This is a genomic window from Marinomonas rhodophyticola, assembly GCF_026113935.1.
Lineage (GTDB): Bacteria > Pseudomonadota > Gammaproteobacteria > Pseudomonadales > Marinomonadaceae > Marinomonas > Marinomonas rhodophyticola.
Map to the genome: position 1 here is coordinate 299,933 of NZ_JAPEUL010000009.1, position 26,244 is coordinate 326,176.

The 26,244-nt window shown below is 45.6% G+C and carries 25 protein-coding genes and 1 pseudogene; 11 read left to right on the forward strand and 15 right to left on the reverse strand.

All coding sequences use genetic code 11. From position 1 onward, the window contains the following. Positions 1 to 48: 48 nt before the first annotated feature. The 5 genes from ONZ52_RS15790 to ONZ52_RS24820 all read right to left on the reverse strand — a co-directional run bounded on the left by ONZ52_RS15790 (position 49) and on the right by ONZ52_RS24820 (position 3,887). On the reverse strand, positions 49 to 441 hold the full coding sequence (locus ONZ52_RS15790; RefSeq protein WP_265220307.1) for a TRAP transporter small permease subunit: 393 nt from the start codon (positions 439 to 441) through the stop codon (positions 49 to 51). 128 nt (positions 442 to 569) lie between these two features. Then, on the reverse strand, positions 570 to 731 hold the full coding sequence (locus ONZ52_RS24815; RefSeq protein WP_321160349.1) for a hypothetical protein: 162 nt from the start codon (positions 729 to 731) through the stop codon (positions 570 to 572). Further along, positions 691 to 1,596 carry a TRAP transporter substrate-binding protein gene (locus tag ONZ52_RS15795; RefSeq protein WP_321160350.1) on the reverse strand — a complete coding sequence of 302 codons (906 nt, stop codon included), beginning with the start codon at positions 1,594 to 1,596 and terminating at the stop codon, positions 691 to 693. The genes ONZ52_RS24815 and ONZ52_RS15795 overlap by 41 nt, the downstream gene beginning before the upstream one ends. Before the next feature lie 400 nt (positions 1,597 to 1,996). Further along, positions 1,997 to 2,491 carry a methyl-accepting chemotaxis protein gene (locus ONZ52_RS15800; protein WP_321160351.1) on the reverse strand — a complete coding sequence of 165 codons (495 nt, stop codon included), beginning with the start codon at positions 2,489 to 2,491 and terminating at the stop codon, positions 1,997 to 1,999. Then, positions 2,373 to 3,887, reverse strand: coding sequence for a HAMP domain-containing methyl-accepting chemotaxis protein (locus ONZ52_RS24820; protein WP_321160352.1), 1,515 nt, complete (start codon positions 3,885 to 3,887; stop codon positions 2,373 to 2,375). The genes ONZ52_RS15800 and ONZ52_RS24820 overlap by 119 nt, the downstream gene beginning before the upstream one ends. Before the next feature lie 335 nt (positions 3,888 to 4,222). Between ONZ52_RS24820 and ONZ52_RS15805 the strand changes: the two genes are divergently transcribed. Further along, positions 4,223 to 5,161 carry a LysR family transcriptional regulator gene (locus ONZ52_RS15805; RefSeq protein WP_265219674.1) on the forward strand — a complete coding sequence of 313 codons (939 nt, stop codon included), beginning with the start codon at positions 4,223 to 4,225 and terminating at the stop codon, positions 5,159 to 5,161. Between the two features lie 120 nt (positions 5,162 to 5,281). Here the strand turns inward: ONZ52_RS15805 and ONZ52_RS15810 are convergent, their stop codons facing one another. After that, positions 5,282 to 6,142, reverse strand: a complete 861-nt coding sequence (locus ONZ52_RS15810) for a LysR substrate-binding domain-containing protein (protein ID WP_265219675.1) — start codon at positions 6,140 to 6,142, stop codon at positions 5,282 to 5,284. Between the two features lie 562 nt (positions 6,143 to 6,704). Here ONZ52_RS15810 and ONZ52_RS15815 point away from each other — a divergent pair. Continuing rightward, the gene (locus tag ONZ52_RS15815; protein ID WP_265219676.1) at positions 6,705 to 7,688 is read left to right on the forward strand and encodes a TRAP transporter substrate-binding protein; all 984 of its coding nucleotides are present in this window, start codon (positions 6,705 to 6,707) and stop codon (positions 7,686 to 7,688) included. Positions 7,689 to 7,756: 68 nt separating this feature from the next. On the opposite strand, the gene gabT is transcribed toward ONZ52_RS15815, so the two are convergent. Next, complete coding sequence (gene gabT, locus ONZ52_RS15820; RefSeq protein WP_265219677.1) at positions 7,757 to 9,034, reverse strand: 4-aminobutyrate--2-oxoglutarate transaminase; 1,278 nt, start codon at positions 9,032 to 9,034, stop codon at positions 7,757 to 7,759. A gap of 99 nt (positions 9,035 to 9,133) precedes the next feature. Then, positions 9,134 to 10,600 carry an NAD-dependent succinate-semialdehyde dehydrogenase gene (locus tag ONZ52_RS15825; protein ID WP_265219678.1) on the reverse strand — a complete coding sequence of 489 codons (1,467 nt, stop codon included), beginning with the start codon at positions 10,598 to 10,600 and terminating at the stop codon, positions 9,134 to 9,136. Positions 10,601 to 10,890: 290 nt separating this feature from the next. Between ONZ52_RS15825 and ONZ52_RS15830 the strand changes: the two genes are divergently transcribed. Together ONZ52_RS15830 and ONZ52_RS15835 are read left to right on the forward strand one after the other, a co-directional pair. Further along, positions 10,891 to 11,049 (forward strand): hypothetical protein, encoded by a 159-nt coding sequence (locus ONZ52_RS15830; protein ID WP_265219679.1) that lies wholly within the window; start codon positions 10,891 to 10,893, stop codon positions 11,047 to 11,049. Then, the gene (locus tag ONZ52_RS15835; protein ID WP_265219680.1) at positions 11,036 to 11,560 is read left to right on the forward strand and encodes a GntR family transcriptional regulator; all 525 of its coding nucleotides are present in this window, start codon (positions 11,036 to 11,038) and stop codon (positions 11,558 to 11,560) included. The genes ONZ52_RS15830 and ONZ52_RS15835 overlap by 14 nt, the downstream gene beginning before the upstream one ends. Positions 11,561 to 11,724: 164 nt before the next feature. Here ONZ52_RS15835 and ONZ52_RS15840 read toward each other — a convergent pair whose 3' ends face one another. From ONZ52_RS15840 to ONZ52_RS15855, 4 genes are all read right to left on the reverse strand, one after another. Then, positions 11,725 to 12,924: an NAD(P)/FAD-dependent oxidoreductase gene (locus tag ONZ52_RS15840; RefSeq protein ID WP_265219681.1), complete on the reverse strand. Its 1,200-nt coding sequence runs from the start codon at positions 12,922 to 12,924 to the stop codon at positions 11,725 to 11,727. 50 nt (positions 12,925 to 12,974) lie between these two features. Beyond that, on the reverse strand, positions 12,975 to 13,910 hold the full coding sequence (locus tag ONZ52_RS15845; RefSeq protein WP_265219682.1) for a 4-hydroxyproline epimerase: 936 nt from the start codon (positions 13,908 to 13,910) through the stop codon (positions 12,975 to 12,977). Beyond that, positions 13,898 to 14,878 (reverse strand): dihydrodipicolinate synthase family protein, encoded by a 981-nt coding sequence (locus tag ONZ52_RS15850; protein ID WP_265219683.1) that lies wholly within the window; start codon positions 14,876 to 14,878, stop codon positions 13,898 to 13,900. Before ONZ52_RS15850 ends, ONZ52_RS15845 begins: the two co-directional genes overlap by 13 nt. Before the next feature lie 236 nt (positions 14,879 to 15,114). Continuing rightward, positions 15,115 to 15,789, reverse strand: coding sequence for a TIR domain-containing protein (locus ONZ52_RS15855; protein ID WP_265219684.1), 675 nt, complete (start codon positions 15,787 to 15,789; stop codon positions 15,115 to 15,117). Between the two features lie 333 nt (positions 15,790 to 16,122). Here ONZ52_RS15855 and ONZ52_RS15860 point away from each other — a divergent pair, with 333 nt between their 5' ends. Beyond that, positions 16,123 to 16,500: a hypothetical protein gene (locus ONZ52_RS15860; RefSeq protein WP_265219685.1), complete on the forward strand. Its 378-nt coding sequence runs from the start codon at positions 16,123 to 16,125 to the stop codon at positions 16,498 to 16,500. Positions 16,501 to 16,843: 343 nt separating this feature from the next. Here the strand turns inward: ONZ52_RS15860 and lpdA are convergent, their stop codons facing one another. Then, positions 16,844 to 18,250, reverse strand: a complete 1,407-nt coding sequence (gene lpdA, locus ONZ52_RS15865; protein WP_265219686.1) for a dihydrolipoyl dehydrogenase — start codon at positions 18,248 to 18,250, stop codon at positions 16,844 to 16,846. Positions 18,251 to 18,386: 136 nt separating this feature from the next. On the opposite strand from lpdA, the gene ONZ52_RS15870 reads away from it, so the two are divergent. From ONZ52_RS15870 to ONZ52_RS15890, 5 genes and pseudogenes are all read left to right on the forward strand, one after another. Continuing rightward, positions 18,387 to 18,950 (forward strand): TetR/AcrR family transcriptional regulator, encoded by a 564-nt coding sequence (locus tag ONZ52_RS15870; RefSeq protein WP_265219687.1) that lies wholly within the window; start codon positions 18,387 to 18,389, stop codon positions 18,948 to 18,950. Between the two features lie 84 nt (positions 18,951 to 19,034). After that, positions 19,035 to 19,973 carry a lauroyl-Kdo(2)-lipid IV(A) myristoyltransferase gene (gene lpxM, locus ONZ52_RS15875; RefSeq protein WP_265219688.1) on the forward strand — a complete coding sequence of 313 codons (939 nt, stop codon included), beginning with the start codon at positions 19,035 to 19,037 and terminating at the stop codon, positions 19,971 to 19,973. 170 nt (positions 19,974 to 20,143) lie between these two features. After that, positions 20,144 to 21,087, forward strand: a pseudogene (gene hemF, locus ONZ52_RS15880) (oxygen-dependent coproporphyrinogen oxidase). Between the two features lie 61 nt (positions 21,088 to 21,148). Continuing rightward, the gene (aroE, locus tag ONZ52_RS15885; RefSeq protein WP_265219689.1) at positions 21,149 to 21,949 is read left to right on the forward strand and encodes a shikimate dehydrogenase; all 801 of its coding nucleotides are present in this window, start codon (positions 21,149 to 21,151) and stop codon (positions 21,947 to 21,949) included. 40 nt (positions 21,950 to 21,989) lie between these two features. Further along, complete coding sequence (locus tag ONZ52_RS15890) at positions 21,990 to 23,150, forward strand: GNAT family N-acetyltransferase (protein ID WP_265219690.1); 1,161 nt, start codon at positions 21,990 to 21,992, stop codon at positions 23,148 to 23,150. Between the two features lie 6 nt (positions 23,151 to 23,156). Here ONZ52_RS15890 and ONZ52_RS15895 read toward each other — a convergent pair whose 3' ends face one another. After that, entirely contained in the window at positions 23,157 to 24,143 is a 987-nt protein-coding gene (locus ONZ52_RS15895) for a helix-turn-helix transcriptional regulator (RefSeq protein ID WP_265219691.1), read from the reverse strand. 144 nt (positions 24,144 to 24,287) lie between these two features. On the opposite strand from ONZ52_RS15895, the gene ONZ52_RS15900 reads away from it, so the two are divergent. After that, a complete protein-coding gene (locus ONZ52_RS15900) occupies positions 24,288 to 24,929 on the forward strand; it encodes a glutathione S-transferase family protein (protein WP_265219692.1) in 642 nt (213 codons plus the stop codon). Positions 24,930 to 25,020: 91 nt separating this feature from the next. Here ONZ52_RS15900 and hmpA read toward each other — a convergent pair whose 3' ends face one another. Then, the gene (gene hmpA, locus ONZ52_RS15905; RefSeq protein WP_265219693.1) at positions 25,021 to 26,211 is read right to left on the reverse strand and encodes an NO-inducible flavohemoprotein; all 1,191 of its coding nucleotides are present in this window, start codon (positions 26,209 to 26,211) and stop codon (positions 25,021 to 25,023) included. Positions 26,212 to 26,244: the final 33 nt, after the last annotated feature.

Consider the following 26,244-nt stretch of genomic DNA (forward strand, 5'->3'; position numbering starts at 1 on the left):
TATAAGGAATCAATCCAGTCGCTGGAAAGTTGTAAAATTAGCAGCACACTAGCGATTGCCATCATTAACCAGTAATGATGCATATGAGGAGCCCCACTCACTTTGACGTCGGTAGTTAAACTCGAGCGCTTCTTCAAACTTACCTATGCTCATTTTGCAAACGATCACCATGAAGAACATGGCAAGGGCGAATGAAAATAGGTTAAATATGCTTTTCGTCCGAGCTGAAACTTTGTTGTAAAGAATATCCACATTGATGTGAGCGCGTTGCTGTTGGGCATAAGCGCCGCCAAGAGCCGCAATGTAACCAAAAATAAATAACGACGTGTCGTAAGCCCAAATGGTCGGTTTGTCTAAGATGTAACGAGAGAAAACCTCGAAAGCAACGACAAAGGCTAATACCGGCATGAGATAGGAAACGGAATTCCCAATGAAAGCCACCAATGCGTGGACTCCTAGACAATAGCGTCTAATCGCAGTCATTATCATTGTTTTGTACCTGTAAGGGTGGATCGAAAAATTAAAAACGGCCTTCTTGGTGAAGGCCGTTTTCATTAGTGCTAAATCAATTATTTCTGTTCTTTACGAAGAATGTCGATCAGCTCTTTGCTGTATTTGTCTGCAGCAGCGTACTCATCCCAAAGTTTTGCACCCGCATCTTTCCATGCGGCTTTGTCTGCGGCACTTGGCTCAGGTACTCCACTGAAGACCTTTCGCTTCCATGTCAGCAACCGCTTGAGATTCCCAAAGTCTAGATTTCGTCATTTGTTCTTGAGCGTGAACTGTTGTTGCCGCTTTAACAATGGCTTTTAAATCATCAGGAAGTTTGTTCCAAGCGCTTTGGTTAACGATAATAGGTAACACTTGTGCACCAGCTAGTGGAAGTGGGTACATGTATTTCGCTACTTCAACGTGGTTACCGTCGCGGTGATCGATCATGTTAGAACCGATAGAGCCGTCGATTACACCAGTCGATAGCGAGGTGTAAATCTCAGACCAAGCAAGTGATACTGGAGAAGCACCTAGGTTACGAAGGAACTTACCGTATGCACCCGGTGCACGGATTTTTAAGCCTTGGAAGTCGGCAACAGAATTAATCGGTTTCTTAGTAATAACGTAAACCGCTGGCTGAATGTACGGGTCAAGCCACACAAGACCTTGATCGCCATAGGCTTGTTTTAGAATAGGCGCCCAGCCTTTTTCTTGGAACAAGGTTGTTAGCTCACCAACGTCACTTGTGCCGCCAGGTAGACCAATCTCAACCAAACCCGCTGGAAGCTCACCGGCGTTTAAAGATTGGAATGTTGCGCCCATAGTGATTAGGCCCGTTTTCACGGCACCAAAAATACCAGAAGAACCAACACCTTCACCATCATAAAGAACTTGTACCTTGATGCGGCCGTCAGACATTGTCTCAATGTTTTTTGCTAAATCTTCATACACAGCACCGAAGGCAGAACCACGGCTGTACAGATTAGCGAAGCGCCAGTTATAGTCTGCAGCGTTAGCAGAAGAAGCGACAGCGCCTAGGCCAAGAGCGACAGCCAGAGAACTCGCAACCAATCGTTTTTTTACTTTTAGTATCGTCTTAATCATTGAGTTACCTCGAGAGCAAAAAGTGCATAAAAAAGTCACATCTAGTCCGGTGTGACACCTTGTATTCGATACTTTCAAAAAGCCTACGCGCAATAAAGCACGCAAAATCTATCTAAAGTTTTGTCCACATCAAACAATCAAAAAAGATAAAAGCCTTTATAAATCAGATCACTAAGTAAAACAGGACGCACTAAAACTGAACATTTTGCACTTTTTTGGTGCAAACTAGAGATGAGATTGATGCCGCAATAGTGTGAATAATATTGATCTATGATGTTGAAAACGTGCATTTTTTTTACAATTTTCAAACAGGTGGTTAGTTTTCTAGATTCTGCTAAAAGGCCGCACCTAATTGGTGCGGTGCATTTCTTAACTGCGTGCTGAGGAGGTTTTTTTGGCTTTAGGTTATATCAAAACGTTGGATTTGCTGAGCTAGCTCATTTGTTTGATGGTGAACATTTTTATTGGCCGTTTGGATAGATTGAGTGGCGTTATGGTTGTCTTTAATATCATGAGCAATGATGTCCATGTCTTGTGCCATTTGTGCTGTCGTCAAGGCAACCTCTTTTATAGCTTGAGTAATCTCTTGCGTATTGTTCATCGCCTCTAAGGTATTTTGCTCAACTAGATGAATGGTCTTCACTGCGTTTTCGCCCTGCTCTTTACTGCGACCGACTTTATTTAGGCTCAGTGTCATGGCGTCAATGACTGCCAGCGTTTCCTTTTGGATGTTTTCGACTTTCTCGGTGATGCTACCCGATGCTTTAACCGTTTGCTCAGACAGCGTTTTGACTTCGTCGGCAACCACAGCGAATCCGCGCCCTGCTTCCCCTGCACGAGCCGCCTCTATTGCTGCGTTGAGAGCCAATAGGCTGGTTTGCTCTGCGACCCCCACGATGAGGCTCAATCACCACATCAATCTCTTTAGACAGCGTACCAAGACGCGCGACACGTTCGTTGGTGTCTTGAATGGTGTCTGCCACATCGCTGATGCTGGTCATGGCATCACGCATGGCACTCACACCACTGGTTGCGGATTCATAAGCCACTTTTGCGGCGCTTTGAACGTTCTGCGTCATGGATTGAACGGTATCTGCGGTCGCGGATATTTCTTCTGTTGAGGCCGCCAAGGTGTTACTGCGATCACGAATGCGCTCGCTGCCGCTGACAATGGTTTTAATACCGCTGTCCAGTTCATCGGCTGTGAATACTAGCTTCTCGTTGCTGCTTATTAAATGGCCAATTAATAAGCGCAAGCTGTCGGACATCTGGTTTGAAGCAATAAAGAGCTGTTGGAATTCATCTGGATTTGTTGAGGTCTGGCTATTTTTATGTGAACGCAGTTTGCCTTGTGCAACGTCTTTTAAAATCGCTAACACGGCTGTTAGATTGCGATTTAAAGAACGGATGACGGTCGACAAAATGAACCCGATAACGAGCGCCAGTAAGACACAGGCGATTATTAAAGAGCGACGTGCTTGCTCAGCGGTTTCAGATGAGCGTATCTGCGCCTGAACCAGTAAGGTGTTTTGCAGATAATTAGCACTCTCATCCATGGCTTGTGTATATTGGTTGCTTAAGAGCGCAAGCTTATTTTGCTGCTCTTTTAGGGTAATAGACAGGGCAATCACGGGAGCCAGTGCATCTTCATAGGTTTTAATCATTGGTCCAAATACATCACCAAAACCTATGTTATTAACACTGTCTTTGAGTGCTTGAATGGCTGCCTGCAGACTTGCTTGGTGTTCTGCATCGCTGTACGCAAGAAAGTCTTTTTCTTTTGCTCTCACCTCTTTAAAGAGCGAGGCAAAGCTTGCTAAGGATTTTAGCTGTTCAGCCAAGGCTTGTGCAGACTGATTTAATTGCCCCAGCGCGCCGGTGTTGCTGCTTAATCCGAGAGTAGTTAAGTTTTGCAGATTACTTTCAAGGGCGGATAAATAATTAGGCTGTAAAGCTTGGCTGTTTTCTAATAACGCCTTTCCCTTTTTATCGAGTAAATCTGCTCTAATACTAAACCCAGCCGCCGTTTCATTTTTAATTCTGGTTATGGTGGCACTGATCGTGTCGACATTATCCGGTGATATGCTGGTCATTTGGCGCTCAACTTTTAAGAGCGCAATTTCAACATCTTTGACTTCACTGGTGAGTCGGCTTAGCTCGGTAGCATCGTCGGATGCACTCGACATCTGCGATAAGTTGTAAATGGAATAAGCACCAAACCCTGCATAGCCAACACAGACTAACACAACGATTGCAATTAGCTTTTGACGAACGGACAACGCGATGGACATATCAACCTCCTTTAGACCCCTTTCTAAAAAGAAGGGAAGCAATCAAAATGACAAAAAAGGCCTGTTCATCAAACAAGACAAACAGGCCAAAATAACGTGCTGGAAGAATAAAATGAAAGGCCAGTATCCAATGTTTTATTTCAGAGCATAGCCAAGTCATTTCAGGGTATAACCAAGCGGATACGTATCATCCTGAATGAACAAAATATCATTTTGTTGCGGTAACCGACCTCTCTTACCTTAAAGAAGCAGAAAGGGGGATGAAAGTCGCTTAAATCAATGTAAAGTTAGAGAATCAACGAACTAAATTATGATGGGACATATGGGGAGCGGCGATGAGTGTTAAAAACTACTCACTGGGGCAAGTCGGTGACTATGAGATCAAACAACTAAAAGTCTTTAAAACGGTCGTTGATTGCGGTGGTTTTTCGGCGGCTGAAACCTCTCTGAATATTGGTCGATCAACCATCAGCCTGCATATATCTAATTTAGAAGCCCGCTTGAACCTAGTCTTGTGTAAACGTGGCCGTGGTGGATTTTCGCTGACGGAAGAAGGTGTCATTATTTATAAGATGACGGAAAACCTACTCGAATCATTAGATGCCTTTCGAACCACAGTAAACAACCTAAATGCCAGCTTAACTGGCAAACTGCGTCTTGCCCTTTCCGATAAAGTGAGTCTTGATCCTCGTAGTCATTTCCCTGAAATGATCCAGCGTTTTTCGAGTGAAGCACCAGAAGTGTCTATCACCACCAATGTAGCCTCCATGTCGAACATCGAGCGCATGATTCTGAATGACGAAGCAGACATTGGTTTTATCCCTTATCATCGTAAACTGGACGGCTTAAGTTACGTGCATTTATACAGCGACGATTGTTATCTGTATTGCGGTAAGGGTCATCCATTAGCAACCATGTCTGTTGAAGACCAAGACGAAAAAGTCGACAAATACCCTGCTACTCACGCTGGATTAAAACCCCATGAAGCGGTCAGCGAACAGATTTCCCATATGAACCTCACCGCTATCTCGTATTTCTACGACAGTCGTCTGGCTTTGATTCTGTCCGGTCGTTACATCGGCTTCTTGCCAGAACTCTATGCCGCACCTTACGTGGAATCGGGGAAAATCGTGGCTGTCGCCCCAGACCGTCGTTCTTACACACTCGGCGTTGCCGTGATTTGTAAGAAAACCACCCAACCTAATAAACCGCGAGAATTATTTCTTAAAGTGTTGCACCAGACGGTAGAAGAGCTAATTTCTGCACCTTATTAATGATTTTTAATAAGACTGTATCTGATTTTTTAAGGCCAAGGCAGTGGCTGATGTGGCTTTGTTGTTATCTCGTTACTGTTTTGTCCGTCACTTTCTTCTCTTAGCCAATCGACAAAGGCTTCAATTCGAGGCTCTTCGCGGCGAGTTTTTGGCGTAGTAAGCATAAAACTCAATTTTAGTATCTAACGCTTTTGGATAGGCTTGGACGAGGGTTCCTTCATCAAGTTCTTTTTGAACCATGAATTTCGGGCATAAAAAGACGCCATGGCCAGCTTTTACCGCGCTGATTCCCATGTACCAAGAATTCACTTCTGCCCATAGAATGCTTTTATTGCGAATGGGGCAAATCGCCAGTTCTTCAAACCACGTTTTCCATTGATAAGACGAATCGTCTACCTGGATCATCCAACACTTTAATAAATCTGTAGGTTGAAATAAGCCAATTCTTGCGGCTAAAGATGGCGAGCAAACGGGGATTATGTCAGATGATATGAGTGTTCGTTTCACCGTATCTGCTCTATCGACCGTTAGATGCTGATTATCATCGATACCAACATCTATTTTGCCAGCATGTATGTCTCTGCTCTCGTCTGATGAGAAGAGTTTTACGGTGATGTCTTTTTGACGATCTGAGAAGCGCCACAATCTTGGCATCAACCATAAAGACACAAAACTTTGTAACCCAGAGACAAGCAATGTTCCTTCAACGGGTTCGAGTTTGACGCTTTCTAAGCCTTTTCCTATGTGCTCAAACGCTTGTTCTAGGTGCTCCGCGAGGACTTGCCCTTGGCTAGTTAGGCGCATATCACGACCAGAACGATAAAACAGCGGCACACCTAGATAATCTTCTAATAAACGAATTTGCTGGCTTACAGCAGCTTGAGAAACATGTAGCTGCTTTGCGGCTTTTGTGTAACTTAATGTCTGGCTTGCAACAGAGAAATAATGTGCGGCTTTTAGGTGGGTGACTCGATTGCTCATAAAACATAGTCCATAAGATTTTCTAATCTAACCTGTAAGAATATAGCGTTCGTTTTTACCTCTTTTTGGCGACACAATAAAGTCCTTATCAACAGGAGGTTTGGGTATGTGGACGTTATTACTGTGGTTAAATGCAAAAATAGTCGATGCACATGTCGTCTTTAAAAAAGGTGTGTTCAGCATAAAAGACGTCGTCAGATTCGAGATTTTCATTTGAAGTCTCAGTATATGCCGGAGTATCTAAAAAGAGATATTGGTTTGCCACCCTATTCGGAGCGTGACTCTTAATCCTATCTAGAAAACCTAGTGATAAAAACCAGGATTTTAAAGATAAGCTTATGATGCTTGTATTTTTGCGCTGTCTTTTAGCCAGTGTTAAGTTGCTATTTTTGACGAAAAAAAGTGGGCGTAAAGTCAGATTTCTTCGTATTGTGTCGTCTTTTACTTCTATACTTTGATGAATTGATTCCCTGTGTCGAAATAGTGAGAATAGAGTAGTAACGCAGGCATCATCTTGGGTTAATTATCAAGATCAGATAACCGTCTAGACTAGGGCTTTGCCATGAAAAAAATAATTGTCACATCGGCTATGATGTTGTTTGCTTGTTCTATTAATGCAGCATCAGTAAACGTTGCCTTGGATACCGATCCTGATAGAGAAAATTCGGGCAGCTATCGGTATATTGATAATCTAGCTCAGACGTTGAAAGAAAAAGGCTGGCAAATCAACCTATTTCCTCGAGATACAGTTGGCAGTGAAGAAGAGCGTCTTAGTCGTGTTCGTTCAGGTACCTTGGATGTTTCTTTGTCTAGGTATTCTGCGGCGACACAGTTTGTACCTGAAATGCAGGTGTTACAACTCCCCTATACCTTTAGAAATGTGGACCATCAGTACCACTTTTTTGCAAAAAGCGATTATCTTGATGAAATCAATAAGCGTCTTGCCAGTGAGGGGTTGCGTGTATTAGCGGTGTTACCAACAGGCGCTTTTTTGGGTATTTTTAACAGTGAAAAGCCCATTGCGACTGTCAGTGATATGGTGGGTTTGCGTATGCGGGCGTTAGATTCAAATCAATTAAGTATGTTTCAAATGATGGGCGCAAGTGGTGTAGTTGTGCCGCTTTCAGAAGTCTCAAACGCGCTAAAAACCGGTATTGTAGATGGTTATATTAACGCTTCATCTGTTCCATTAATGTTTAATCAAACCGACCTTTTGCACTATTTTACCGACGCAAAAATCATTATGTCTGCGCGTCTGGCTTTGGCTTCCCAGTATTGGTGGGACAATTTATCAACCGACGAGCAAAAACAGTTTACCGAATCATCCATTGAAGCTCAAAAAGACGTGTTTCATTGGGTGAATCAATCTGACACTGTCCAGAAACAATCGCTTATAGCCGCAGGCATTGAGGTGTATGAGCCGACAGAAGAGGATTTATCGACTTTTAAGTCTGCGTTGTCGGATATGCATCAGCAGGTGAAAGGTGTGCCTCTTGATCGAGTTCTGCAGCTTCAAGACAGGGTAAATAGCTATTTGCCACAATAAAATACGAGAATAAAAAACCGGCCTTATTTTACCAAGGCCGGTTTTTTTGTTTCATTAACGAGATTTGCTTAAACCAGCGCTTTAAAACAGGTTTTGAAAATTTCCATACCTTCGTCGATCAGTTCCATTTCAATTGTCAAAGCTGGTAAGAAACGGATAACGTTACCGCGAATACCGCAAGACAAAAGCACTAGACCATTTTCAGACGCTTTACCAGACAGCTTTTTAGCCAGTTCTGGGTAAGGTTTGTTGACGTCGCCATCGTGAACGAATTCCACCGCAATCATGGCGCCAGAGTTACGCACATCACCGATAATATTTGGAAATTCCGCTTGTAATGCCGTCAGATGCTCAACAAAGCGTGTACCGATTTGCGTGGCACGCTCGCACAGTTTTTCTTCTTCAATGACTTCAAATACAGCAAGACCAGCGGCACAACCAACCGGAGAGCCACCGTAAGTGCCACCTAATCCACCAGGAATTGGCGCGTCCATAATATTGGCTTTACCCACCACAGCGGCTAACGGTACACCGCCAGCGATGCCTTTTGCCGTGGTCATCAGATCCGCTTCAATGCCCGCTTGTTCGTGGCAGAACATGGTGCCAGTGCGCGCAAAACCTGATTGGATCTCGTCAAGGATTAGCAATATGCCATGGTCATCACATAGCTTACGAAGTGTCTGTAGGAAGCTGGTAGACGCCTTGTAGAAACCACCCTCACCTTGTACTGGCTCGATAATGATAGCCGCCACGCGAGAAGGCTCGATATCACAAGTAAAGCGCAATTGCAGGTCAGCAAGTGCTTGCTCTTCGGTGATTCCTAAATAGTCATTTGGGTAAGGAACATGGAAAATGTCGCTTGGGAAAGGACCAAAACCGATTTTGTAAGGGTTCACTTTACCGGTTAAGCCCATGGTCATGTTGGTACGACCATGGTAGCCACCGTTGAAAGCAATGATGCCAGGACGGCCAGTGTGTGCACGCGCGATCTTGACGCAGTTTTCTACCGCTTCCGCACCTGTGGTGACGAAGATAGATTTCTTCGGTGTGTTACCAGGCGCTGCTGCGTTTAACTTTTCTGCTAAGGCCACCGCGGATTCGTATGGGCTGACCATGACGCAGGTGTGAGTAAAACGTTCGATTTGAGCGATGGTCGCCGCTTTCACTTTCGGGTGGTTATGGCCGGTGTTTACCACGGCGATACCTGCACCGAAATCGATATAACGCTTGCCTTCCACATCCCAAATTTCAGCGTTTAAAGCACGGTCAACATAAACCGGCGCCATATTAGCTTGACCGCGAGCGATCGCACTTTCTTTACGTTTTTGTATGTCTGCGTTTTTCATTTTGTCTATTACCTTAATGAGAGCAAGCTCTATGCACATGAAGCGGCGCGGTTGCTCCGCTTGTTAATCAATATTAGAGAGGCTGTGTGAGGTGGAGCCTCACGCCAAGCCGCCCATGCACAAGTATTTAATTTCAACGTATTCGTCGATGCCGTATTGGGAACCTTCACGGCCACTGCCCGATTCTTTAACACCGCCGAATGGCGCTACTTCACTGGAAATAATGCCTTCATTGATGCCCACCATGCCGTATTCTAAGGCTTCAGACACACGCCAAATACGCGCAATATTTTGGGAATAGAAGTAAGACGCCAAACCAAATGGGGTATTGTTTGCCATGGCAACGGCTTCGTCTTCGGTTTTAAATTTGAACAAAGGCGCAACAGGACCAAAAATCTCGTTAGAGAAAATGTCCATGTCTTCCGTCACGCCAGTTAAAATGGTTGGCTCGAAGAACTGAGCGCCCGCATGAGTCGCCTTTGTACCACCGATCAGAGCTTTTGCACCCTTAGCGATAGCATCGCCAACCAATTGCTCCACTTTACTGATTGCCGCTGGATTGATTAGCGGACCAATGTTCACGCCTTCTGCAAAACCATCGCCTGTTTTGAAAGTGGCAACACGCTTCGCAAGCTTCTCGGCGAACGCATCGTACACACCTTCTTGTACCAAAATACGGTTTGCACACACGCAAGTTTGGCCTGCATTGCGGTATTTAGAGGCAATGGCGCCTTCTACCGCAGCATCTAGGTCGGCATCATCAAACACGATGAAAGGTGCGTTACCGCCCAACTCCATCGATGTACGCTTGACCGTTTGCGCGCACTGAGAAAGCAACAATTTGCCTACTGGTGTTGAGCCTGTGAAAGACAACTTACGAACCGTTGGGTGGCTCGTTAATACACCGCCAATGGCTTTGGCATCTTTGCCCACCACCACATTCAATACCCCTGCAGGAATACCTGCTTGGTGTGCTAACTCGGCCAGCGCCAAGGCGCAAAGTGGAGTTTCGTCAGAAGGCTTGATTACGATAGTGCAGCCTGCAGCGAGTGCCGGTCCGGCTTTACGGGTGATCATCGCAATCGGAAAGTTCCAAGGCGTAATCGCCGCTACCACACCAATGCCTTGTTTGATCGTTAATACGCGCTTGTCTTTAGCGAATGTTGGGATCACATCACCATTCAAACGACGCGCTTCGTCCGCAAACCAATCAATAAAAGACGCACCGTAAGCCACTTCGCCCTTGGCTTCGGCAAAAGGCTTACCTTGCTCCAAGGTCATCAAGGTCGCTAAGTCGTTTTGGTTGTCTAAAATAAGCTGGTTCCAACGGCGCAAAAGCGTTGCACGTTCTTTCGCTGTACGGCCTTGCCATTCTTTCTGGGCTTTTTCAGCCGCCTCAACGGCCAGCGTTGTCTCCTCTGCGCCCAAATCGGCCACATCGATAATGTGTTCACCATTGGCTGGGTTGGTTATCGCGAACGTCTTACCAGACTTGGCCGCGACCCACTCGCCGCCAATATAAGATTGGCTTTTCAACAAAGTGGTCTGAGATAGTATTGCTTTCATAAAGACTCCAGACTTGGCTAAGGAGGATAATTTGTCAGTGCAGTGTGTTATTAACTTAGCACTTTTAATACCAATCGATAGTAGGCAATGGCCACAGTTTGAAAAATGAGAAGCTATCAATTCAATGTTTGATATTTTTCAAACATTGATGCATCTTGTTAGCGTCTGTCATCATGAGTGAAAGACGAAAAAAAGTGTCGCTAACCTCACGTTAGCGGCGCTTTTGCGTATAATAGTCAATATTCCACACTTTTGATTACGAAGTGTTTAGCTCGCGAAGGGGTAGTAGATTGGCGCAGAAAAGAGCGGTGGTTCGTCAGAGTTTTCCCGATATTATTGCGGCGGATTTACGTCAGCGTATTTTGTCTGGTGACCTTGCGGAAGGTGAGGCTCATTCGTCAGGAGTTGTTGGCAGAAGAATACGATGTGTCGCGCATGCCGATTCGTGAAGCATTAAAACGCCTTGATGCTGAGGGGCTGGTGGTTTTTACCAATAATCGCGGTGCTACGGTCACCAAGCATTCTCTTGATGAAATTGCCGAAATCTTTGATGTGCGAATGATGCTAGAAGTGGATCTTTTCACTCGTGCTATTCCCTTAATGCAAGACGAACATTTTCAGCTTTGCGAGAGTATTCTAAAAGAGATGGAAGTCTCATACCAAAGTGGCGATGTTGCAGCGTGGGGGCCGTTAAACGCCGCGTTTCATGGTGCGCTTTATGCGGCCGCGGATCGAAAGTTAACGACCAATTTATTAGAGCGTGCCAGCTTACAATCCAATCGTTATGTGAGTATGCACATCGATCAGCTGAATAAATCAAAAAGTGCGCAACAAGATCATAGTGATCTTCTTGCTTTAGCTCGGCAAGGTAATGTACAAAGCGCGGCTGATAAATTACGCTCTCATATCGAAAACACCAAGATCCAAGTACTCGAATGGATTACCGCAGCTCGAAGTTGAAGCTCTCCAAACTGCTTTCTAATGTTGGTCGGCCTTCAGGCCGTCAAAAACCTGATAACACCAAATCAAAGCCCTTGACGCGCTAAAGCACGACAAAAAACCTTAGAAGTGGTTAAAACCGATTCGCTGAAAACGGTGTAAGATCAATGTCTGGTGTGCCATTACTAACAAGCGCCGCGACGAGTCTCAGCGGTTCCCGCCGATTGAGTAAGCCCTAAATGGCCATGTCCAAACGCGTAAATCACGCGTTTAGAGCGGCTGGCATAGCTTATGACGGGCAAGCTGTCAGGCATGGAAGGACGAAAGCCCATCCATTGTTTTCCGTCTTCGATTTTTAAACCAGGTAAAAATGTTTTCGCTTTATCAAGCAAGATTTCAGCCCGTTGAAAGTTGGGTTTTAAGTCCAATCCACCTAGTTCAACCGCGCCGCCAACACGTACGCCTTCACCTATTTTGGTCACCACAAAGCCATGATTGCTAAACGTAATATGCGTCTTTAAATCGAATGCGCCAGATGGCAGTGTCGTGTTGTACCCTCGTTCGGTATCCAATGGCAAACTGTCGCCAATAGATTGCGCTAAAATTTTTGACCAAGCACCAGCACAAAGTACCACTTGATTGGCTTCATAATCGGCCGAATCACTTTTCAAATTGACAAAATTGTCTTTCAAATCAATGGAATGAATCGACGCGATGACGATTTTACCGCCACGTTTTTCAAACTCGTTGGCCAAGTGCTGAGTCCATTGGGCAGGATCGCAGACGTTTATCCATTCTGGGGTAAAGGCCGCATGGGTGAATCTAGGGTGAATGCCGGGTTGGATTTTGGCGATGGCTTCTGAACTAAGTAAAAACTCATAGACGACGCCGTGCGCTTGTCGAGTTTGCCAACCGGCAAGACTGGCACTGAATTCTGCTTCGCCTTCATACAGCTGCAACTGCCCTTCTCGGCGGATCATGGCTTCGCCACCTACCGCGTCGATTTGGCGCTCCAACGCCGCCTTGGAAACCGCCATTAAACTGGCTTGTGCCGCGAGTGATGCTTGGTATTTATCCTGCCAACTGGCGCGCCAGAAACGCAACATCCAAGGAAGGATTTTCAGTGCATAAGCCGGTCGCAGTGATAAGGGGCCAAGAGGGTCGATTAACCATTTTGGTGCTTTGCGCATAATGCCAGGTGTTGCCAGCGGAATGACATCGGCAAAAGCAAAGGCGCCAGCATTACCCGCAGAGGTTTCTGCAGCGACGCCTTTTCGATCCAACACCAGCACTTGTCGGCCTTCGGATTGCAGTTTTAATGCAATGCTAATGCCTATGATTCCGGCACCAATTACAATCACATCCTGATTTTTTGTACTGTCCATTTCGGTTTCACCCATTATCGCTAAGCTATTTTGTGACTTTGAAGAATCTATTAAGACAAGCTAATGCCATTCTTCAACGGGTCGTTGGGGTTCATCATTAACGTGGCTTCTTTAGTGACAAACGCTTGTCCGGTAATATTTGGAATAATGGAATCGTTTGTTACTTGCTGATAGCTCAAACGATAACTACTGCCAATGGTACTTTCTTGAATAATTTCTTCGCCGGGCGCAAGGCGATTATCCGCTGCTAGACACGCCAAACGGGCGGAGCTTCCCGTGCCACAAGGGGAGCGATCATAAGCATTGTCTGGACACAAAACAAAGTTACGGCTGTGGCCGTTTTTGTTCAAAGCTGGTCCATAAAGAACAATGTGATCAATGATGCCGCCATCTGTACCTGTTAATTGCTTTGCTTCAATGGCTTCACGAATTTTGATCGAAACGTCAGTGAGGTTGCGAATATTACTTGGAACCACAGGAACAGGGCTTTTATCGACGATAAAGAACCAGTTTCCGCCATAAGCAATATCGCCAGAAACTGTACCTATACCATCAATATCTAACGTGACATCTTTCTGCAAACGATGACTGGCGACGTTTTTCACGGTCACTGTATTGGCATCAGACAAAGTGACTTCAACCACACCGACGGGCGTCTCAATCTTATGAGTACCTATATCAATTTTGCCCATGTGAGCTAACGTGGCAGCCACGCCAATGGTGCCGTGACCGCACATACCGATGACGGCTGCAGCGTCGAAATAAATCACACCTGCCACGCATTCAGGGTTAACAGGCTCTACCAGCATCACGCCCACCATGGCTTCTTGTCCATAGGGTTCGGCTACCACGGAACGATAAAAATCCTTATGCTCTGTGGCTAATATCTTGGCGCGTTCTGCCAATGAGCCAGAACCCAAATCTGGCCCACCAGACACAATAACGCGGGTGGGTTCACCTTCCGTATGACTGTCTATGACTTGCATGTATCTATTACTCCACCTTGTTTCTTCCAATCTGCGAACCAGTTTTTGAAGAGAGAATATTGCTCTTCACAGTAACGACGTTGCGCAGCGTTCAGCTCGTCTGTCTCGTTGAAGTGTAATCGATACGCTTCTTCGCCGTTTAAGACAAGCAAATATTTGAAGAATAAGACTAACTCGGGACCTTCGTCGAAACTGGCCAAAACGGAAAACGCTTCTTCTAATTCTTGGGCGCGAACGCGAGCCTCTGCGTTGCCTTGAGCAGCAAGTTTGCATAAGTTTGCGAGTAACAAAACTTCGTTTGGCAACGCTGTACCAATCCCTGTGATGGCACCCACCGCGCCGCATTTGACAAAACCGTGGTAGACCGCCGTATCCACCCCCACCATGAGCAAAACATCATCGTCTTGGGAGGTGATATTCTCTGCGGCATAACGCAAGGCTTCTTTGCTGCCAAATTCTTTAAAGCCAACTAGATTCTTATGCTCAGCACGTAGCGCAAAAAACAAATCCGCACGGGTTTCAAAACCATACACAGGGCTGTTGTAGATAATCGCTGGAATGGAGGGCGCAGCGGATAAAATCGCTTTAAAGTGGTTGCGTTGCGCGGCAATCACCGAGCCACGAGACAGCACACGAGGAATCACCATCAAACCCGCCGCACCGACTTTTTCCGCGTGCGCCGCCAAGGCCACCGCGGATTTGGTATTAATCGCCCCCGTGCCGACGACCACAGGAATGCCTGCATTCACTAAGCGCTCCACGCCTTCCATGCGTTCTGCATCGGTCAACAAAGGCCAATCGCCCATAGAACCGCAATACACCACCGCCGACATCCCCGCCGCCATCATCTCCTTGCCCTTCTTCACCAAGTTATCGAAATCTGGCGTACGATCCGCCTTACAAGGCGTCATCAGCGCCGGCATGATACCGTTGAAAACACTCACATCTAAAACAGAACGACCCATCATTCGCGACCTTTTTTATGAATTTGAAGGATTTTACTAGCAAAAAGTAAAAATGGATTTTGTATCCAAAATACGCCTAGTGCAAAAAGTAGTCAATTAGATTTGGCGTCAATTCAGATGATTTAAGAGTAAGTTGATGATGAAGTATAGAAGGCAAGAGCTAAGCGACAAACTTAGCTTTCTTTAAAACCGATGAGTCTCTCTTCTAACTGGGACGTTTGCAATAGTAATTTGATATGTTAGAGCAATGATTCAATTCGCTCTGCTACTGCATCGTATATGAGCTCACTTTCATGTTCACTGGCAGCTATTAATGGTTCCTCAGGTGAATTTATAGCTTGAAATTTTGCAAGTGTTTCTTCTCGTACAAAACGACATGGCTTCAAAATGACTGGGATAATAGTTGCGCCATCACTTTTAGCTTTTTCTAAAAGAGGAGGCAGTTCGTTGTCAACAATAAAGTCTGACGCGAGAAAATCGGCGCTTATTAAAAGTACAGCCACTTGAGCCTGATCCAAAGCTTTACTTATCTCTGTCTTCCATAACTCTCCGGCAGAGATTCTGGTGTCGCTCCAAGCTTCTATAAGACCTTTTTTCTCAAGGGGTTTTAGATGTACAGCAAGTCGATCAAAGTAAGTTTTGTCTTTATGCGAATAGCTTATAAAGGCTCGTTTTCGTTTAGTTGATACTTTTACTTTCTCTTTTTGTGGAATTTCGCTATCGGAAATATCTAATTTGCTCTTAAGTAAGTCAATGCGCTCTTCATTGATACCTATTGGGCTTCCTCTTTCTAGTAAGGATATAACAGGCTGAGATACTCCGATATCTTTAGCTAAAGTTGATTGGCTGATATCTTTCTCTTTACGCTTTGAATTAATTAACTTTCCAAACTCTTCCCAGTTGATCTCTGCCATGTTGATTCCTAAAAAGGCTTATGCTTTATTCACAATAAAATGATTATTCTTTTCCTACAAGAAAAATATACGTAAGACAGCTGTGCTGGATCATCTTCCCTCTCGTGCCATGCTTAGAGCGGATATTTTTTGGATGCTTAATGCCATCAAGCTGAAAATCTACATCCAGTTTTGTCCAGTAGAAGCCTTATATATAAAATACTTGAACTAGATACTTAAACTTTTCGTTTTCTTATTCGGCAATATTTTGTTTAGTAAAGTCCTTTTATCGATTGTCTTTACGACAACAGACTACGAGAAGCACTAGTAACCTAAAAGATAGAAAGGATTAACGTGGTTAAGTTAGAAGAGGTTTTTTTGTCCTATTTAGATCAGTTTATGCAGCAATGGAAAGTGTATTTAAAACAACAGCTTTCCCTATATGAATTGCGTTATGTCGCCTCGGACGCTGGTGATCGTGTGGATATTAAAACGAATTCACTAGTGTATTTCCGTTGGCTTCGGACGACTTCTAGAGCAGGCGATAATTTCGATGACTCAAGGGATGACGTTGCTTGGGTGATGTTGGAAAAGCAGTTAAAGATTTTTGCGAAAAAAGCCGAAAACGGCACGTTTGACCTGGTTTCTAAGCTGCATCTTGAGGAAAGCCAAATCCATATAGTTCTCAATTTTAGTTATGATGACGAGCAACATATCGTGTATGTGAGTTGAACTTTGATTTTTTAATTATCGTGTTTCATCATAAGGAAATATTCTTGTCGTTCCAGAGAAGGTTGTTGTTAAACGACTTCCGTTGATCTTGTAGGTCGCGCATTTATGCCGACAAAAAACTCGCCACGACAAATTACGTATTGTCGGGCTAAAGCCACGACCTACAAAAAAAGCAATATAAATCAAACAATTGTATGCTAAAGAATGTTACATGCCTGATCACGGTTGTACCTCCCTCATCAGGCCTACAAAACATGCTCGCTACCTTTAACGACACCCTCCTTCGTGGAAATGACGGTACGTGAACAACCATAGGTTGTTCACGTAAAGAGCTCTGTAATCATTAAGTTTTCTTTGCTTTTTTATTCGGCATGTCGGTAATCGTTCCAGCGCCGAGTTCTGCCGCTAAGCCGACGGATTCGTGTAGGCTTGGGTGAGCGTGAATGGTTAAGGCGATGTCTTCCAGTGTGGCGCCGAATTCAATGGCGAGTGTCAGTTCACCGAGTAATTCTCCCGCATGGGAACCCACAACGCCAGCGCCTAAGACGTGTTCTGTTGCTTCGTCATAAATGAGTTTGGTTTTACCCTGAGTCACGCCAGAGGCAATGGCGCGGCCGCTTGCTGTCCATGGGAAAACGGCGGTTTTTATGGCGATGTTTTGTTTTTTTGCTTCTGTTTCGGTTAAACCAACCCAGGCCACTTCTGGAAAGGTATAAGCGATGGACGGAATGGCGAGTGGTTGGAAATCAACCTTGTGACCCGCAATGACTTCAGCGGCGGTATGGCCTTGATGGGACGCTTTGTGCGCCAACATAGGGCCGTGAGTGACGTCGCCAATCGCATAGATATTGGGTACAGATGTTTGGCACTTTTCATTTGTCAGTACAAAACCACGTTCGTCTAATTTGACGCCGATGTCGGAAATACCCGCGGTTTTGCCATTCGGCGAGCGACCAACGGCGACCAGCACGGCATCCACTGAAAGGCTTCGCTCGCCATCTTTGTCTTGCATGGTGACGTTCAAGGCTTCTGGTGTGGCTTCTATATTAGTGACTTGGGTTTTGGTTAAAAAACTCATACGATCTTTGTTGACTTGCTCGAAGACACGCACGAGGTCTTTGTCTGCGCCGGTCATGATTTGCTCGCCAAGTTCCGCGACGGTAATTTTTGCGCCAAGCGCTTGGTAAACCGTGGCCATTTCCACGCCAATAATGCCGCCGCCAAGGACGAGTAAATGTTCTGGAATGCGTTCGAGTTGTAGAGCGCTGGTGGCGTCTAAAATCCGTGGATCGTCATAAGGCACAAACGGCAATTTAATGGCGCGGGAACCAACGGCGATGATGGCGTTTTTAAAATCGACTTGTTGTGACTGTCCGTCTTTGGTGACGGTGATGGAGTTGGTCGAATCGAAAGTCCCTTCCCCATGAAGGACGGTGACCTTTCTTCCTTTCGCCATCAATGCCAAGTTGCTGGTGAGTGTGTCGACCGTGGATTGTCTATGGTGACGGATCTCATCCAGATCAATGGTTGGCTTGGCAAATTGTACGCCGTGAGCAGGTTCTTCAGTCATGAGGATTTTTCCCGCCACATGCAGCAGCGCTTTAGACGGGATACAGCCAACGTTCAAGCAAACGCCGCCCAATGTATTATGACGTTCTATCATGGCAACGCTTAAGCCTAAATCGGCAGCTCGAAACGCCGCCGCATAACCGCCAGGACCGCTTCCTAGTACAACGAGATCGTATGTCATTCTTTCTCTCCTGCAATGATGTTCTGTGAAATATGGCTTTTCTACCTATCACTAGATAGATTAAATATAACTTGTGGATTTACGATGGGTCAATAAAATATCTATCACTAGATAGATGAAATAATGAGACACCCGAATGAGCATTGAGAAAAACGATACTAAAACAAACATCTTGGACGCTGCTGAGCGTTTTATTGTGCAAGGCGGTTATAACGCATTCAGTTTTCGCGACATCGCCGAAGCGGTTGGTATCAAGAGTGCAAGTGTTCACTATCACTATCCGACCAAGGGGGATTTAGTGGCCGCTGTGATGGCGCGTTACACTGAGCTATTTTCGCAATTACTGCCAAACCCAAAGGATGAAAGACTCGATCCTCGGGTGTTGTTAAATGGTTTTATCAATGGTTTTAAAGCCAAGATCGTTGAACAGCGCAATATGAGCTTGTGTACCATGCTGACGTCTGACAAATCGATCTTGCCAGACGAGGTTTGCACAGAGTTATCTGTGTTTTATCAGCTGAAACTTACTTGGTTGAGTCAGGTGTTTGCGCGTTTGGATCAGACAGATGAAGACACGGCGTTAATGCAAGCCAGTCAATTGTTAGCGTGTTTGCATGGCGCATCGATTTTGGTACAAGGTACAAATCAGCCCGTCTTTTTCGATCATGCCCTATCAAGTTGGCGTAAGCGTTGTGATTGAAAAAGAAGAGAAAAGATATCAATTTAAGGCGCCTTAGGATTAATGTATTATAAAGCTTCCACAATTCATGCGAAATGTTGCTAAATGAGTTCAGCCGATAAGCATTTATACAACCCGACCTTTCAATGGCGGTTCCTCCACCCACGTTTTTGGCTCACTTGGTTGGGGGTATTGTGTTCGCTGTTGATGGCGTTTTTTCCTTTGCGTTGGCGAGACAAATTAGCAAGTAAAATAGCCTGCAAATTGCTCCACTCGAAAAGTGGGGCGCTAAAAAGAGCGCGTTTAAATTTAGAGCAATGCTTTCCGGAAAAATCTTTGGAAGAACGCGAAGCTTTGCTTAAGCAGAGCTTTCAGACGGCGGCGCAGTATTTTGTTGCCTATGGCGAATTGCTCGTACGTAGCAAGCAGCATTGCGAGGATCGCTGTGTTATTTCTGGTCAGGAGCATCTCTTTCCGTTGTTGAATCGCGGCGACAATGTGATTGCCCTTGTACCGCATTGTTGGGCGATTGACTACGCGGGAATTATGCTGACCGCACAAGGTCATAAAACCGTCGCCATGATCCGCATCCAGAAGAACCCTATTTTTAATTGGTTAATTCATCGTCAGCGAGTACGTTACGGTGCTCGTGTTTACTGTCGTAGTAGTGGTATTAAGCCCTTTATGAGAGACGTGCAAGATGGCTATCTTGGTTATTACTTACCGGATGAAGATTTGGGGGTCCAGCATTCTGTTTTTACGCCGTTTTTTGCGTCAACCAAGGCCACAATGAAAGGTTTAGGTAAGTTGACGAAACTCACCAATGCCACTGTTGTGCCTATGTTACCGGCTTACAATGCAACCTCCGGTAAATACGAGTTATTCATTTTTCCTGCCTTAGAAAACTTTCCCACGGGGAATGAAGAAACCGATGCGCTGGTTATGAACCAAGCCCTTGAAGCCATGATTTCTAAGCATCCTGAGCAATATATGTGGGTGCTGAACTTATTGCGTACGCGTCCTGATGGCTCTCGTCTTTATTAGTAACCCTTTGCTTGTGATTCAGTGTAAGAATTGGCGAATAACTTCTTTCGCGATAAGTGTTTTTTCAGTGGTAAACTGGAGCACAACTATTTAGGCTTAGCCATTTTTTAATATTTTTAAACGTCGTTTTTAAAAGCTATTTTTTAAGAGAAGACTTGATGGAGCATGTTATGTCTGTAAGCTCATCTGCCACGGTAACTCGCCTTGATGTTCAGGCAGTTAAAGATTATCTGCTGTCTCTTCAAGATCATATATGCTCAGCATTAGAAAGCGTCGAACCCACGGTGCGTTTCAAAGAAGACGCTTGGGATCGCCCTAATGGCGGCGGAGGGCGTACTCGGGTGATTGCGGGTGGCGAGGTAATAGAAAAAGGCGGCGTGAACTTCTCTCATGTGATGGGCGATAACTTGCCGCCGTCAGCGACCGTTGATCGTCCTGAATTGGCGGGTGGCCGATTCGAAGCCATGGGGGTGTCGCTTGTTATTCATCCCAACAATCCTTTTGCCCCAACGTCCCATGCTAACGTGCGTTTGTTTGTTGTTTATAAAGACGATATGGCGCCTGTTTGGTGGTTTGGTGGAGGGTTTGACTTAACGCCTTACTATGGCTTTGATCAAGACTGCATTCATTGGCATCAAACGGCTTACGATGCGGTGGAACCCTTTGGTGAAGGCTATTACACGCGTTTTAAGAAATGGTGTGATGAATACTTCTATCTGAAACATCGCGGTGAAGTCCTCGTGGCATTGGTGGTTTGTTCTTTGATGACTTTAATGAAGGTTCTTTTGAGCATTGCTTCGGCATGATGAAATCCGTAGGTGATGCTTTTACACCAGCGTATTTGCCTATTTTGGAACGTCGAAAAGACCATGAGTTCAATGAGCAACAGCGTGATTTCCAATTACATCGTCGTGGACGTTATGTGGAGTTCAATTTGGTGTTCGACCGAGGCACGCATTTTGGTCTACAAAGTGGTTTGGGTCGTACAGAATCTATCCTGATGTCATTGCCGCCAGAAGTGCGTTGGACGTATGAATATCACGTTGAGGCCGACAGCGACGAAGCCAAACTCACCGAGTATTTTTTAACCTCAAAAGATTGGCTTTGGGTTTAGTGTTTCGTTAGGTTTCGTATTTTAGCATTGCGCTTTGAACTTCAACACAAGAGGACATATTTTGGATCAATACGCGGTTGTCGGAAATCCGATTGCTCACAGTAAATCGCCTAGTATTCATGGTTATTTTGCTCAGCAAACGGGACAAAATTTGATGTATTCGACCTTGCTTGGTGATCTTGTTGAATTTGAAAACCAAGTGAGAGATTTTTTTGAAAAAGACGGCAAAGGCCTAAATATTACCGTACCGTTTAAAGAGCGTGCTTATGCTATGTGCGATATTCTCAGTCAGCGAGCTAAGCAAGCTGGCGCCGTGAATACTCTCATGATGGGCAAAAATGGCGACCTGTTCGGCGACAATACCGACGGTGTGGGCATGGTTCGTGACATCATAGAGAATCATCAGCAGAGCCTAACGGACAAACGGATATTGATTCTGGGAGCAGGCGGCGCGGTGCGTGGCGTGCTTGAGCCTGTTTTGGCGGAGAATCCAGAATCTGTCACCATAGCCAATCGTACTCTTGAAAAAGCCCAGGTTTTAGCTGATCAATTTGATTGTCTGGCGTCGTCTTTCGAAGCGCTAGAAGGCCCTTTTGATATCATCATTAACGGTACTTCAGCGAGCTTGTCTGGTAGTTTACCGCCATTAAAAGATGAGCTAATAAATTCAGCAACATGGTGCTACGACATGATGTATGGCAAAGAGCGAACGGTGTTTTTGCAGTGGGCACACGAGCATGGTGCCGAAGGAGCTGATGGCTTAGGTATGCTGGTGGGACAAGCCGCAGAAGCGTTCTATTTGTGGCGCCAAGTGCGTCCTGAAACAGCCAGCTTAGTTGAGGCAATGCGCCAACAGATGTAAATCTGGCGATATGAGCAATCAGCGGAGAAAGGAAAGCGGTATGAAAGCGCAATGGTTCAGTTCGGTTGATCAAATAGGCGAAGCCAAATGGCAAGAGACTATTGGAGACACGCGATATCCGTTTGCGCAATTTGCCTTCCATCAGGCGTTAGAGCAAAGCAAAAGCATTGGCGATGGCACTGGCTGGTATCCAGAGTATTTGCTGGTGATGGACGACGATGACAGCCCGTTGGCTATCGCCCCAACCTATTTGAAAACCCACTCACAAGGCGAATTTGTTTTCGATTGGTCGTGGGCGGATGCTTACCAGCGTTACGGTATGCGCTACTTTCCTAAGCGCATTTGGGCGATACCTTTTTCCCCTGTGACGGGCCTACGGATCTTCTCTCACCTTGATCCAAAAGGCGATGATGTACAGTTCTCGCATCTGTACCCAGCACTTGCGGAGTTAATGACCCAAGCGAATCAAGAACGCGACTTTTCCAGCTGGCATTTGTTGTTTACCAAGCCAGAACACGCAGACTTGTTTGCATCAAACAAAGATCTGGTACAGCGTATTTCCTGTCAGTTCCACTGGTTTAACCGTGGTTATAAAGACATGGAAGATTACTTGTCCCACTTCTCTTCACGCAAACGCAAAACCGCACGAAAAGAGCGTGAGAAGGTGGCGCAAGCGGGGATTCAGCTCACGCGCACACTGGGCCGCGATTTAACCCCAGCCGACATCGATTTTTTCTATCTGTGCTATCAATCTACTTACGCCAAACGTGGCCAGCAAGGTTATCTCACCCGCGAATTCTTCGGCCAATTAGCGCAAGACATGGGCGAACAAATCCTCTTGGTGCGAGCTTTCAGAGGTGACGAAGCCATCGCTGCGTCTTGGTGTTTCTTTGACGATCACTCATTGTATGGCCGCTACTGGGGCTGTATGGAAGAAGTCGATTGCCTGCACTTTGAAGCCTGCTATTACCAAGGCATCGAATTTTGCCTAGAAAAAGGGCTACAGCATTTTGATCCGGGCACTCAAGGGGAACACAAAATCGCCCGTGGGTTCGAACCTGTGTTCAGCCACAGCATCCACTACATCGCCCACGAAGGCTTCCGTGACGCTATTGGTAACTTCTGCGAAGAAGAAGCCCAAGCCGTGCGTGAGTACCATCAAGACACCCAAGAAATGTTGCCGTTTAAGCAAGAAACCTGAATTTATTCAATTGCTTAAAGAGCGAGCCGCATCTTGTTGATAAAGCCTCGCCAAGGATGACACCATTTTCTCCATTTCTGCCCTCAATTCAGGTGGGCCGATGACTTCCAGTTCTGGCCCAAAGCGCAAAAGCTCATAACAACCATGTGAAGCTTCCCCAACAGGGATGTGAGCGCGATGCCAGCCAGACTCATCCATTGGCTCTATTTTGGCGTTTTTGATCACGTAGGATGCACAAATAAATTCCATGATTTTCACACCCAGGGCGGTGATACGAACCTCAGCTATTAAGGGAAACTGAATGGCTTCCACTCGTCGCAAACTGGCTTGCCAAAATGCCACTAAATTAAAGTCATCGGGTCGTTCAAATGTGTCACTGGATAGCGTTAATGTATCAATACGGGATGCTCGATAGGTTCGAATATCCTGATCAACTTGCGCGATCAAATACCATTGCCCGCCTTTTAAAACCACACCTAAAGGGTTTGCTTGGCGTTCACTTTTTCCTTTCCAGCTCTGATAACGCATGACAATTTTTCGTTGTTCTAACACGGCAGTCATCAGTTGAGGTAGGTGCTCGGCTTTTTCGTCATCCGAAAACCAATTGGGCGTGTCCAGTAAAAATCGACTTTGTAGGCGTTCTGCTTCGTGCCGAACCGTGTCTGGTAAGGCGGCTTTTAGCTTCAGTTGTGCGTCAGCCAGCGTTGCCTCCAATCCCATCTTTTGGGCTGGGCCAGCCAGCCCTGCTAGAAACAGTGTTTCTGCCTCTTTAGCGGACAGTCCGTTTAAACGGGTACGGTAACCGTGTAAGAGCCGATAGCCACCCTGTACGCCTTGCTCGCTATAAACCGGCACCCCAATAGCGCTTAGTGCATCTATATCGCGATATACGGTGCGTACCGAGGTTTCGCAAATATCGGCCAAGGTGCGAGCCGTTACTTTTTCATGGGTCTGCAAGGTCATCAACAGTTTTAGGATGCGGCTGGCTCGCATGGGGTGCTCCTTTAGGTACCAATACGTCGTGGTGCTGATTTTATCAGTATAAATTAAATACCTGACACAAGGTGTCAGGTTTTACCTCTAATCTTGTTCATGTAGTCACCACTATTTCTCTTAACCTATTTGGAGTTAATCAATATGAACAGCATCCACAATAAAGACATTATTACCCTTTATCATGCCCCAGAAACCCGTGGTTCTGGTGTTAGGGTATTGCTGGAGGAATTGGACATACCCTATGAGATGACAGTGTTGAATTTCAAAGCAGGCGAAAATCAGCAACCAGAGTTTTTGGCGATAAACCCTTTAGGCAAATTTCCAACCCTTGTTCATAATGGTACCGTGGTAACGGAACAAGTCGCCTGCTATCTGTATTTAGCCGATTTATTTCTCGAAAAGGGCTTGGCGCCAGCCTTAAATGACCCGAAGCGCGGTGCGTATCTCCGTTGGATGGCCTACCAAGGGAGTAGTTTTGAGCCAGCTGTGATTGATAAAGCTTTTAATCGTCCTCCCGTTGAGGCTTCACAATCATCTTATGGTAGTTTTGATAAGATGCTAAAAACTGTATTCGATCAAATTGCCAAAGGCCCTTATTTACTGGGAGAAGAGTTTTACGCTGTCGATATTCTTTGGGGATTGAGTTTGAAATGGTGTCGTATGTTTGGGCTGATTACGACGAATCCAGTGGTAGACGCCTACATAGAACGTATTACCTCACGTCCAGCGTTTATTTACGTTGAACAGCAAGACCAAACGCTGAAGCTTGCCCAAGACGTTTAATGGCCTCCTTGTCCTCAACGAGGGTAGGTGCTTAGGCTCTCGGTTCCCTCCCCTTTTGTTTCCTAAGGGGAGAGTTCGGAGGGGTTAACTATCACACTTCCTGATGCGGGCCGAATAATTCGTAGTGAATACGATCTGCTTTTATCCCTAGGGTTAATAATTGCTGCTTAACAAACATCATGAAGCCAACTGGGCCGCATAAGTAAAACTCGCCATTTGTCAGCGGTAAGCTGTCTTTTATCGCATCTAGCTGCATCATGCCTTTTGATACGCCCTCTTCTTCACTGTCAGCTTGTTCGTACCAAGTATGAACCAATAAGTTTAGTTGGTTTTTCAGACCGTTTACGTGGTCTTTAAAGGAATGCTGATCTTGGTGCACACAAGCGTGTAAATAGCTCACTGGGTGGCTGTATTGCTGTTTGGCGAGTGTATCCAATATGGCTTGCATGGGTGTTAAGCCAACGCCACCAGAAATCAGTACCACAGGTGTTTGCTTGTCTTTGAATACGAAATCCCCTGCTGGTGGCATGACTTCTATTTCGTCCCCAATGTTTAAATGATCGTGTAGGTAGTTCGACATAACCCCTTTGATATCGCCCGTTCCTTCACGTTTGACGCTGATACGATAATTTTTACCATTTGGCGCGGTTGATAGAGAGTATTGACGTATCTCATCGAACTCATTGCCTTTTGGATGTAACTTAACGCCCAAGTATTGGCCGGGTTGGTAGTCGATCACTGCGCCAGCATCGACTGGCTCAAACACAAAGCTGGTGACCAAATCGGATTCAGGTGTTTTGGAGGCAACACGGAAGCGACGAAAATCTTTCCAGCCACCTTGTTGCGCGGCACGCTCTTTATACAGATCGCCTTCGACTTTGATAAATATTTCAGCCAACTGAGTGTAAGCCGCTACCCAAGCTTCTTCTACGTCTTTGGTGAACGCTTCTGGAGCCAGTTCACGTAAGGTTTCAATGAGGTGATGACCAACGATGTCGTACTGATTTGGTTGGATATTAAAGCTGGTGTGCTTATGAGCAATGCGCATCACAGCGCCAGTTAATACCTCTAGGTTATCGATGTGTGTTGCGTACGCCGCGATGGCATTAAATAAAGCCGCAGGCTGACCGCCCGTTCTTTGATGGGTCATGTTGAACACATCTTTTAGCTCAGGGTTGTGAGAAAACATGCGTTGATAGAAATGCTCAGTAATCGCAGTCCCTGCAGAAGCAAGAAGTGGGATAGTGGCTTTTACTGTATCTATATGGTGTTGAGTTAACATATTTGTGTCCTTTTAAAGGGGTGAATAAAGCTT

Excerpts from the sequence above, each read along its gene's own strand:
- ONZ52_RS15795 (WP_321160350.1), bottom strand. The coding sequence starts at position 1,596 with ATGATTAAGACGATACTAAAAGTAAAAAAACGATTGGTTGCGAGTTCT.
- ONZ52_RS24820 (WP_321160352.1), bottom strand. The coding sequence starts at position 3,887 with ATGTCCATCGCGTTGTCCGTTCGTCAAAAGCTAATTGCAATCGTTGTG.
- ONZ52_RS15805 (WP_265219674.1), top strand. The coding sequence starts at position 4,223 with ATGAGTGTTAAAAACTACTCACTGGGGCAAGTCGGTGACTATGAGATC.
- ONZ52_RS15810 (WP_265219675.1), bottom strand. The coding sequence starts at position 6,142 with ATGAGCAATCGAGTCACCCACCTAAAAGCCGCACATTATTTCTCTGTT.
- ONZ52_RS15815 (WP_265219676.1), top strand. The coding sequence starts at position 6,705 with ATGAAAAAAATAATTGTCACATCGGCTATGATGTTGTTTGCTTGTTCT.
- gabT (WP_265219677.1), bottom strand. The coding sequence starts at position 9,034 with ATGAAAAACGCAGACATACAAAAACGTAAAGAAAGTGCGATCGCTCGC.
- ONZ52_RS15825 (WP_265219678.1), bottom strand. The coding sequence starts at position 10,600 with ATGAAAGCAATACTATCTCAGACCACTTTGTTGAAAAGCCAATCTTAT.
- ONZ52_RS15835 (WP_265219680.1), top strand. The coding sequence starts at position 11,036 with ATGCCGATTCGTGAAGCATTAAAACGCCTTGATGCTGAGGGGCTGGTG.
- ONZ52_RS15840 (WP_265219681.1), bottom strand. The coding sequence starts at position 12,924 with ATGGACAGTACAAAAAATCAGGATGTGATTGTAATTGGTGCCGGAATC.
- ONZ52_RS15845 (WP_265219682.1), bottom strand. The coding sequence starts at position 13,910 with ATGCAAGTCATAGACAGTCATACGGAAGGTGAACCCACCCGCGTTATT.
- ONZ52_RS15850 (WP_265219683.1), bottom strand. The coding sequence starts at position 14,878 with ATGATGGGTCGTTCTGTTTTAGATGTGAGTGTTTTCAACGGTATCATG.
- ONZ52_RS15855 (WP_265219684.1), bottom strand. The coding sequence starts at position 15,789 with ATGGCAGAGATCAACTGGGAAGAGTTTGGAAAGTTAATTAATTCAAAG.
- lpdA (WP_265219686.1), bottom strand. The coding sequence starts at position 18,250 with ATGACATACGATCTCGTTGTACTAGGAAGCGGTCCTGGCGGTTATGCG.
- ONZ52_RS15870 (WP_265219687.1), top strand. The coding sequence starts at position 18,387 with ATGAGCATTGAGAAAAACGATACTAAAACAAACATCTTGGACGCTGCT.
- lpxM (WP_265219688.1), top strand. The coding sequence starts at position 19,035 with ATGAGTTCAGCCGATAAGCATTTATACAACCCGACCTTTCAATGGCGG.
- ONZ52_RS15890 (WP_265219690.1), top strand. The coding sequence starts at position 21,990 with ATGAAAGCGCAATGGTTCAGTTCGGTTGATCAAATAGGCGAAGCCAAA.
- ONZ52_RS15895 (WP_265219691.1), bottom strand. The coding sequence starts at position 24,143 with ATGCGAGCCAGCCGCATCCTAAAACTGTTGATGACCTTGCAGACCCAT.
- ONZ52_RS15900 (WP_265219692.1), top strand. The coding sequence starts at position 24,288 with ATGAACAGCATCCACAATAAAGACATTATTACCCTTTATCATGCCCCA.
- hmpA (WP_265219693.1), bottom strand. The coding sequence starts at position 26,211 with ATGTTAACTCAACACCATATAGATACAGTAAAAGCCACTATCCCACTT.